9 protein-coding genes are annotated in these 9660 nt (G+C 67.8%); 4 read left to right on the top strand and 5 right to left on the bottom strand.

The features are described 5' to 3' along the window. Positions 1-59 precede the first annotated feature (59 nt). From ACT6QK_RS08800 to ACT6QK_RS08815, 4 genes are all read left to right on the top strand, one after another. Positions 60-416: a ribonuclease gene (locus ACT6QK_RS08800; protein ID WP_444597453.1), complete on the top strand. Its 357-nt coding sequence runs from the start codon at positions 60-62 to the stop codon at positions 414-416. Positions 417-536: 120 nt separating this feature from the next. Further along, a complete protein-coding gene (locus tag ACT6QK_RS08805; protein WP_444597454.1) occupies positions 537-1046 on the top strand; it encodes a hypothetical protein in 510 nt (169 codons plus the stop codon). Beyond that, the gene (locus tag ACT6QK_RS08810) at positions 1043-1873 is read left to right on the top strand and encodes a PA-phosphatase (RefSeq protein ID WP_444597455.1); all 831 of its coding nucleotides are present in this window, start codon (positions 1043-1045) and stop codon (positions 1871-1873) included. Before ACT6QK_RS08805 ends, ACT6QK_RS08810 begins: the two co-directional genes overlap by 4 nt. Before the next feature lie 10 nt (positions 1874-1883). Further along, the gene (locus ACT6QK_RS08815; protein WP_444597456.1) at positions 1884-2837 is read left to right on the top strand and encodes a right-handed parallel beta-helix repeat-containing protein; all 954 of its coding nucleotides are present in this window, start codon (positions 1884-1886) and stop codon (positions 2835-2837) included. A gap of 70 nt (positions 2838-2907) precedes the next feature. Here the strand turns inward: ACT6QK_RS08815 and aguB are convergent, their stop codons facing one another. From aguB to ACT6QK_RS08840, 5 genes are all read right to left on the bottom strand, one after another. Next, complete coding sequence (gene aguB / locus ACT6QK_RS08820; RefSeq protein ID WP_444597457.1) at positions 2908-3777, bottom strand: N-carbamoylputrescine amidase; 870 nt, start codon at positions 3775-3777, stop codon at positions 2908-2910. Between the two features lie 56 nt (positions 3778-3833). Next, a complete protein-coding gene (locus ACT6QK_RS08825) occupies positions 3834-4208 on the bottom strand; it encodes a four helix bundle protein (protein ID WP_444597458.1) in 375 nt (124 codons plus the stop codon). Between the two features lie 49 nt (positions 4209-4257). Further along, positions 4258-5241 carry an agmatine deiminase family protein gene (locus tag ACT6QK_RS08830; RefSeq protein WP_444597459.1) on the bottom strand — a complete coding sequence of 328 codons (984 nt, stop codon included), beginning with the start codon at positions 5239-5241 and terminating at the stop codon, positions 4258-4260. A 145-nt stretch (positions 5242-5386) separates the two neighbouring features. Further along, a complete protein-coding gene (locus ACT6QK_RS08835; protein WP_444597460.1) occupies positions 5387-7894 on the bottom strand; it encodes a TonB-dependent receptor in 2508 nt (835 codons plus the stop codon). 196 nt (positions 7895-8090) lie between these two features. Then, the gene (locus ACT6QK_RS08840; RefSeq protein WP_444597461.1) at positions 8091-9353 is read right to left on the bottom strand and encodes a capsular polysaccharide export protein, LipB/KpsS family; all 1263 of its coding nucleotides are present in this window, start codon (positions 9351-9353) and stop codon (positions 8091-8093) included. Positions 9354-9660: the final 307 nt, after the last annotated feature.

The following is a 9660-nucleotide window of genomic DNA, read 5'->3' on the forward strand; positions in this document are numbered from 1 at the left end:
CGCCGGGCCGCAGGCTTTGACTCCCCGAACGGCCAAGCCAGGTTGAAAGGAGAAATCCCATGGGCGACGACGCCAAGACCCCCGACACGCCGCACGAACCCAGCGAGGAGGCGCGCGAGGCCGCCGCCATGGGCGAGAAGCCCGATCTCGGCCATGAACGCGACGCCCTGATCGAGGCCCTGACCGGTTCGGGCATGGGCTCTGACACCCGCGCCGGCTCCCTGCGAGGCGGTTCGGTCAGCGGCTCGGACATCGAGCCGGACCAGACGGTCATCAACGAGGGCCTTGCCCGGCAGGGACGGGACACGGCGACCTCTACGCCTCCGTCTTCGGTCGATCCGTCGGATGTGAAGAACACGGGCATGGCGGCGGGCGAGGGATCCGACAAGAACAGCGCCGACGCGGCGACGGGCTAGTCTCTGATCCCAAACATGAAATCCCGTGTCGCCGCCCCGGCCTCGGCGTGATCCCGCCTTGTCCCGGCCGCAACGATGGGCGAGTGTGGCCCCACGTTTGTGTGATCGGAACGAAGCGGAATGACGAGACGGCTGGCGATGACGGCCCTGCTGACGGCCCTGATGACGGCCGGCGCGGGTCTGGCGTCCTGTGATCGCGAGACCGGCTCGGCGAGCGCCAAGGTCGAACCCCCGTCCGCTGCGGTCGAAGCGGAGACGCCCGCCGCCCCCGCGCCTGCGACGCCTGCGGCTGCGCCCCTGCCGGCGGGGGAAGCCATAGAGGGGGCCCCGGCCTTCGCTGTCGTTTATCCCGGCGGGGTGGTGGAGACCACGCCCCTGACGCCGGTGGCGGCGGGCGGCGCCGGCGGCGGCGTCGTCTTCACCAGCGACGCCTCGCCCGACGACATCGTGGACTTCTATCGCCGCAAGGCTGAGGCGGCGGGTCTGGCCTCGGTCATGTCGATGAGCCAGGGCGAGACGCGCGGATACGGCGCGACGGGCGCCTCGGGCGGCGCCGGGCTGCAGGTCGTGGCCCATCCGGTCGAGCCGGGCCAGACCTCTGTTCAGCTGACTTGGACAGGCGGACAATGAGGCGGGCCCGGTCCACGGCTGCCGTCCTGGGCGCGGGCCTTCTGGGACTGACGATCGCCGGGTGCTCGACCACCCCGTTCGGCGCCCCGGTCAAGCCCGCCATGACCCCGGCCGAGGCGGGGGCGGGCTATCTGTCGGCGGCGCGGGTCGCGGCCCTGGCGGCGGCGGTTCCGCCTCCGTCCGCCGACGGATCGACGGAGCAGGCGGCGGATCGGGCTGCTTCGGATCGTTATCGCGTGCTGGAGGGCGGCGACCGCTGGCTTCTTGCAACCGCCCATGCCGAGCTTCGGCCGGAACTGGCGCGCCAGCATTTCGACTGCGCCCTCGGCGTCCGGTTCCAGGGACAGGCCACGCCCCGGCTGACCCTGTTGTTGCAGCGGGTGATGCATGACGCCAACGAGGCGGCGGAACAGGCCAAGGCCCGGGCCTTCCGGCCTCGCCCGGTCGGCGTCGATCCCGATCGCCCGGCCTGCCAGAGGGTGACCGCCGCCAGCCGCGCCAGCGCCTCCTATCCGTCCGGCAGCGCCTCGGTCGGCGCCGCCTATGGCGAGGTCATGGCCGCCGTCGATCCGGCCCATGCCCAGCAGGCGCGCGAGATCGGCCGCCAGATCGGCGTCAGCCGCGCGGTTTGCGGCATGCACTACGACGCCGACGTGAAGGCCGGGACCGATCTGGGCCGGGCGACGGCGCGCGAGATCGCCGCGACGCCTGCGTTCCAGGACGATCTGAAGGCCGCGCGCGCCGAACTGGCCGGGGTGCGGCGGACGGGGCTGACCAACGCCGGCTGCACGGCCGAGGCGGCGACCCTGGCCCTGCCCCTGCCTTGAGGGGCCGGACATGATCGGCCTGCTGCTGTCCCTGACGGCCCAGGCGCCGCTTCCGGCGGCGCGGCCCTGTACGGCGGCCGAGGTTCAGGCCCTGACCGCCGCCGACACCACCCCCTATCGCCTGACCTGCCGCGCGGAGTTGAAGGGTGGACGGGCGACACGTCCCATCCTGATCCAGGGCGCGGAGGCGTCCGGCGCCGGGATCGACTGCGGCGGCGGATCTCTGGGTCGGCCGGGCTTCCCGGTGACGACGCGCGAACCGACCGTGGCCGTCTGGTCGCGGGCCGAGGGGGCAGGGTTCAGCCGGCCACGCGACGTCTACCTGCGCAACTGCACCCTTCACGGCGCCGTCCGGGTCTGGGGCATGGGCGCCGGAGGCTCCATGTCGGACCTGCTGGCCTCGTCGCGCACTGCGGACCATACGGCGGCGACCCAGGGTGCGGCGCCGACGCGGATCGCTCTGGACCGCATCAGCTTCATGGCCACGGGCTCCATCCCCCTCTATGTCGGCCCGGGGGTGACGGCCCTGTCGCTGGCGGACTCGCGCTTTTCCGGGCGGTCGGTGTCGGTCGCCGTCTATCTGGACGCCGAAAGCCGGGAGAACAGCCTGATCCGCAACGTCTTCGACATCAGGACCGGTCGCGAGCAGGTGGCCGTGGACGGTTCGGCGTCGAACCGGATTTCGGGCAACCGCTTCAACCTCAGGGGCCGGGGCGGGATCTTCCTCTATCGCAACTGCGGCGAGGACGGGGTGATCCGGCACCAGACCCCGTCGGACAACATCATCGTCGACAACGTCTTCACCGGGGCGAACTGGCTGAGGCCGCAGACGGTCGTGGTGGGCGCGCGCGAGGGGCGGCGCAACTACTGCGCGGCTGACCGGGGATATCCCTTCGGCTCCAGCGCCGACGATGGGGACCGTGCCGAACGAAACCTGGTCGAGCGCAACCGGATCGAGCGGTAGCCGTCGTCTTCCTTGTCGCTCAATTCGCCGTCGGACCCGTCGTCGAATTCTCCGCCAACTCTTCGAATCTTCAGTCGGTCGGGCGACCCGCCGCGAGCGACCCATAGAGTTCCGGCCGGCGGTCACGGAAGAAGCCCCAGGCGGCGCGGTAGCGGTCGATGAAGTCCAGGTCGAAGGTGTGGACCAGGACGCCTTCCTCGCGGTCGAGCGCCTCGACCAGATCGCCGCGATGGTCGGCGATGAAGGAGTGGCCGTAGAAGGTCTGGCCCTCGGGCGTCAGGGTCTCGTGGCCGATGCGGTTGGCGCCGACGACCGGCACGGCGTTGGAGACCGCATGGCCCTGCATGGCCCGGCGCCAGGGCTCGGCCGTGTCCAGGGTCTCGTCATGGGGCTCCGAACCGATGGCGGTCGGATACATCAGGACGTCGGCGCCCATCAGCATCATGGCCCGCGCGGCTTCCGGGTACCATTGATCCCAGCAGATGCCGACGCCGATGCGGCCGAAGCGGGTCGACCAGACCTTGAAGCCGGTGTCGCCCGGCCGGAAATAATATTTCTCCTGATAGCCGGGGCCGTCCGGGATATGGCTCTTGCGATAGACGCCGAGGGCCTCTCCGTCCGCATCGATCATGACCATGGAGTTGAAATAGTGCGGCCCCTCGCGCTCGAAGATCGAGACGGGGATGGCGACGCCCAGCTCCCGGGCGACCGGCTGCAGCTGAACCACGGCCGGATGCTTGCGCCAGGGATAGGCCGAGGTGAACCAGTGCTCCTCCTGCGTCACGCAGAAATAGGGCCCCTGGAACAGCTCGGACGGCAGGATGACCTGTGCGCCCTGTGACACCGCCTCGCGGATCAGGGCGATGGTCTTGTCGATATTCGCCTGCATGTCCGACCCGTATGAGGTCTGGATCGCGGCGACAGAAATGGTGCGGGTCATCGGGCGTTTCGGTGAAGAGTGCTGGTGAGTCGTGAGTAGAAAGTAGCTCGTGCAGGTCAGCGTGTTTGACGTTCACGAAGCGAATGGATCAAGCCGGTAAGCATCCGACCGACCTCTGCAATGTCGCTCATCAGGTGATCCCGTGCGTCACCATCCACATATCTCAGTCTGTTGGCCAGAATGAGGAGGGTTTCCAGTTCCGCCAGCGATCCGCGCGCTATACCGACAAACTGGATGAACTCGCCTGTCCTTCGTCGGCCGGCGCCCTCGGCGATATTGGCTGGGACGGAAACCGATGCGCGGCGCGCCTGGGAGACAAGGCCGTAGAGTTCATGGTTCGGCCAAGTCCGCGAAAGCCGATAGACCGTTTCCACGAGATCCATGGAAATCTGCCAGACCTTCAGATCACGATGATTCTGGATCTCGCCCACGGCCGCAGATGCTCCCTACTCACCATTCACTAGCACTTTTCACCCGGCTTCACGCGGGCTCCTGCTGCGAGATGCAATGGAACGACCCGCCGCCGGTCAGGATGGCGGTGGAGGGCAGGGGAATGATCTCACGGTCAGGGAAGGCGGTGGCCAGACCCTCGCAGGCGAGCCGGGCGGCCATGTCGTCGCCGTAGGTCGGGACGATCACCGCCCCGTTGGCGATCAGGAAGTTCATGTGGCTGGCGGGAACCGGCCGCTCGTCCTCGTCGAGCACCAGGCCGGGCGAGGGGATACGCAAGGGAGTGAAGCCGGCGGCGGCGATGGCGGCGGCGGCGGCGTCATAGGCCTCGGCATTGGGGTCCTTGGGACCGAAGGCGATGGGCACGGCGACGGTGTCGGGCGAGACGAAGCGCGCCAGATTGTCGACGTGGCCGTCGGTATGGTCGTTCAGCAGGCCGTCGCCCAGCCAGACGAAGCGGGTGGCGCCGAGAGCGGTCGAAAGGGCTTCTTCCGCGACGGCCTCGGTCCAGCCCGGATTGCGATTGCGGTTCAGCACGCACTGGCGCGTGGTCAGGATGACGCCCTCGCCGTTATGGTCGAGCGACCCGCCTTCGAGGATGAAGTCGTTCCAGCTCAGGGGCGTGCCGGCATGCTCGCCGATCTGGGCGGCGACCTCGTCGTCGTGCGGATAGATGTATTTTTCGCCCCAGCCGTTGAAGCGGAAGGCGGCGGCGGTCCGCGACTCCGCGCCGAAGATCGGGCCGGTGTCGCGCAGCCAGATGTCGCCGAAACGACCGGGAACGACAGTGACGCCCTCGACGCCCGCAAAACGCGCCTGGGCGTCCGGCAGGGCTTCGTCGGAGCCGACCATGAGTTTGACCTGTTCCCGGCCCGGCCCGGCCAGGGCGCGGACCAGAGCCTCGACCTCGGATCGCGCCTGATCCAGCACGCCCGGCCAGAGATCGGCATGGCTGGGCCAGCCGACCCACATGGCCCGGTGCGGCGCCCATTCGGCGGGAATGACCTGGGACATGGCGAAACCTTGAATGCGGCGGAGAGGGCGGCGGCGGAACGCGACCAGATAGACACCGGCGCCCCCCGCTTCAACCGGAAGAGCCCAAACGAAAAGAGGCGGCCCCTCGCGGGGCCGCCTCCGATCGTTGGGTCTGAACTACGGCTTAGAAGCTGTAGCGCAGGCTGGCGCTGATCGTGCGCGGCGAACCGATGCCGGCGAAGCGGCGACCGTAGCCCAGCGCACCCGGGGTCGACGAAGCGCCGGTGCCCAGGGTCGAGTAGTATTGCTCGTCGAACAGGTTCGAGACGTTGAACTGGAGGTAGGTGCCCTCCAGGCCGAAGGTCGCGAAGTCGAAGCGGACGTCGGCGTCCACGACGGTGTAGGCGTCGACCTTCAGGTCGTTGACGTCGGTGACCCAGCGCTCGCCGGTGTACTTGGCCTGGACGCCGGCCGAGGCGACCTCGTTGAACTTGTACGAGGCGCGCAGGGCGAACATTTCCTCAGGCGTTTCCACCTGCTTCTTGCCCTTGGTCGGCAGAAGCGCGCCGGCGGCGTTGAAGACGTAGTCGTCTTGCAGTTCGCTGTCGGTGAAGGTCGCCGAGGCGTACAGGTTCAGGTTGGGCACCGGCTCCCAGCCCACCGAGGCCTCGAAGCCGGTCGTGTTGACCCCGCCGACGTTCCGGTCAACGAACTGGGCCAGATCCTCGTCGTAGGTCGAAACGATGCGGTTGTCGAACTGGTTGAAGAAGGCCGAGGCCTGAACCACCAGGGTCGAGGCGGTGTAGCGGTAGCCCAGGTCGTAGTTCTTGGACGTTTCCGGCTGAACCGTCGGATTGCCGATCGAGCCGTTGGCGAAGCGGGTGACGGCGTAGAGGCTGTCCGTCCGCGGAGCCGACAGGGACTCGTTGTAGCTGCCGTAGACCGAATGGCCTTCGCCGAAACGGTAGCTGGCGCTGACGTTCGGCAGGATGTCGTCATACTTCACTTCGCGCGAGAAGGGCGCGATGTACTGGGTGGCCGAGGTGCCGAAGGTGACGTTGCCGTTGGCCAGCGGCGCGTTCGGCGCCTGGCTGGTGCAGAGCACGTTCGACGACGCGTTCTGCGTGTAGCAGAACTGGTTCAGTTCGCGCTTGAAGAAGGGCGCGCGGACGCCGACGTTCACCGTCAGGGCTTCCTCGAAGAAGCGACCGCGATACTCCAGCGAGAACTGGTTCAGCATGGCGATCGACTTGCGGTCGCGGGCGCGCAGGAAGTAGCCGTCAAGGTTGACGATGCGGTTGTCTTCGTCGTTGCGGCCGCCGAAGACGTCCACGAAGCGCGGGTTGGTCGGGTTGGAGAAGTCCACCCGGCCGTATTCGCCGGTCTGACGGTGACGACCCCAGTCCAGCGCATAGGCGGCGCGCAGGCGGTGGTTGTCGTTCAGGTCCCAGATCAGCGACGAGTTGACGCCGTAACGGTGGGTGTTGGTGTTCGACGGGGTCATGACGCGGACGCTGTCCAGGGTGTCGCCGTCGCCGTTCAGATCGACGCCGCCCGTGGTGCGGGTGCCGCGCAGAAGCTGGTTGGTCTCCGACAGAACGGCTTGCTGGGTGCCGCCGTTGGCCAGGGTGTACTGGAACGAGGGGTCGACGGTCAGGACCAGGCCGTCACGCAGGGTGAAGCGCGAGTTGCCGCGGATGTTGCCGGTGTTCGACGGGTTGATGCGCAGGCCGTAGAAGCCCGTGCCGTTGCTGTCGACGTCGGCCACGCCGGCGCGGACCGTCGGGGCGACATAGGTGCGGTCGAAGTCGACGCCCCACTTGAAGGGGCTGGTCTCGACGTCGCTGACGCAGACCTGGGTGCGGGCCACGTCGCAGAAGCCCGTCGAAGTGGCCAGGTTCGGGCCGTTGTAGTTGTTGTTGCGGTTCTCGTTGTAGTGACCCGACAGGGCGACGAAGTCGCCGTTGCCACGCAGGGGCTGGTAGATGCGGAAGTTGTATTGCTTCTTCTCCAGCTCGCCCAGGCCCTTGAACTTGTCGTACTTCTGGTAGGAGGCGGCGAACCAGGCCGTCGTGCCCCAGGGGCCGAACTCGCCCGTGTCGATCAGGCCCATGATGCGGCGATAGTTGAAGTCGCCGCCCGAGGCCTGGACCCAGCCGCCGAAGTCATTGGCCGGACGACGCGTGACATAGTTGATGGTGCCGCCGGTGGCCGAGGCGGTCGGGCTGTCGACGTCGGTCGAGCCCGTGTTGACCGAAGCGCGCTCGATCAGTTCCGGGTCCAGCTGCTGGTTGGTGTAGGTCGCGTAGTTGCCCGTGTCGTTCAGCGGGATGCCGTCGAACGTCAGCGAGACGCGGTTGCCGTCGAAGCCGCGCAGGCGGATGTTGCCGCCCGACGAACCATAGGGGTCGGCGTTGTTGAAGCTGAGGCCCGGCGTCAGGTTCAGGGTCTGCAGGATGGTCTGACCGGCCTGCTGGGTGGCGATGAATTCCTGGCCGACCGTGTTGCGGGTCTTGGCGATGGTCTCGGCCGTGGCCAGGCCGCCGACATTGGCGGGGCCGCGCGAACCGGTGACGGTGACGGACTCGACTTCGGTCGCTTCCGTGCCGGTCGACTGGGCGGAGGCGGCGCCGGCGGCCATCAGGCCGGTGAAGAGGGCGGTCGTCGCCCAGAACACGCGTTTGCGGTTCATCATTGTATCTGTATCCCCAGATGGTGAACGGGCGAAGGCCCACGAGTCGGCATGGCCGACCGGTCGAAATCCCGCCCCATCTAGGGCTGCTATCCGAACCTCGGACGACAGTTGTGTGACAGTGATGTGACGCGCGCCAAAGGTGACCCCGGCGCCACAGTGGGTTTCACCGCTCAAACAGCGTCGGAAACCTGCCTCAGTCGCGCTCGGCGGCGAAGCGCCTCGCCAGGGCCTGGGCCGTCGCCGGCATGGCGCGGGGCTCGTGGTAGTTGCCGTTGATCTGGCAGCGATGGATGACATGGGCCCGGAAACGGGCGAACAGGCCCGGATCCGGCGGCGTGGGATCGGTCCAGAAGTCGTCCAGGCTCTTCTGGTCCGTCAGGCCGTCGAAGTCGAAGAAGGCGCGGCCCAACACCTTGACCGGGGTGCGGAACCCCAGGGCGGACAGGGCGGCCGAGGAGTTGTTGACGATCATGCCGCGCGACAGACGGCAAAGCTGGGCCATATTGCCCCCGTCGATGAAATCGACCCGTTCCGCCAGGTCGTGCTCGACCGCAAGACCGAGAGTGATCTGGCCCAGATCGGTCAGGCCGGGATCGAGCGGATGGTTCTTGACCACCAGCCTGGCGTCCGCCGGCGCATGGGCCGCGAAGCTGGCCATCACATGGGCGAGAAAGGCGGCGTTATCGGGATAGGCCGAGTAGCGCAGCAACTGGGCGTCCCCGTCGCGCTGCAGGCAGGCGATGAAGAAGGGGCCCCGGCGGGAAATCAACTCGGCGTCCGTGTGGCGTCTCGCCTGGAAGGCCAGGCCGAAATAGCGGCGGATATGCCCGGCGCACTGAAGCCAGGGCGCCTGGGTGTAGGGGGCCTTGAACAGCGGATACATCCACCGCCCCGGCAGCTGGATCAGGTGGTGCAGGCTGATGTTGAGGACGTGATAGGGCAGGATCCGCCCCACCGGCCGGATTTCGGGCAGGTCGGGCGCGGGGGCGTCATAGGCGCGCCGGTCGCGCGGCAGGTTGCTGGACGCATTGACGCCGTTTCGCTCCACCGTGATCCAGTCCGGGCGGAAATAGCCGTTCTCCAGCACCCAGAGACGCGCGTCGTAGCGGGCGGCGTTGCGGATGGCGGCCTGGTTGTAGGGGCCGCCCTCGCCGAAGATGATGACGTCGGTATAGTCGGGGACGAGGGCCAGGAACCGGTCTTCCCAGGCCGAGGCGCGGTCCTTGAACCTGAGCCCTCCGGACCGGCGCCAATAGAGTTCGTCGCCGGCGTTGAGCAGGATGCGGGTGACCCCGGCGCCCAGACCTTCGAGCGCCTCCGTCAACACGCGGCCGAAGGGACCGAACGGCGCGGTGATGATCAGAAACCGCCTGCCGGTCAGGTCTTCGGGCGCCGACGCGACAGGCGCGGGGTGAAGACGTTGCTCCGGATATGGAGGATCGAGGGTGGCGAGCAAAACCGTGAAACTTCCTGCGCCGCGCGTGCAACAGACTTCCTAGAGGGCGGTGCGCGGGTCTGGCAAGCGGATCACACGTCGAACCTGAATTGCAGATGAATTCTCCATGCCGGGTCGCTGGGCGTGTCTCCGGATCGACGCCGCTTTTTCTGGCTCCCGAACGCAGCACCGCCGGCCTGGGGTGATCCGGGCCGGCGGTGTGTTTTGGTATCGGCATCGTGATCCGTGGGGGGAGGATTTGGCCCTCCCCCTTGGGATCAGAAGTTGATGCTGATGGTGGCGCGACGGTTCAGAGGCTCGCGAACGC

The organism is Brevundimonas sp., from assembly GCF_052436175.1.
Classification (GTDB): Bacteria; Pseudomonadota; Alphaproteobacteria; order Caulobacterales; family Caulobacteraceae; genus Brevundimonas.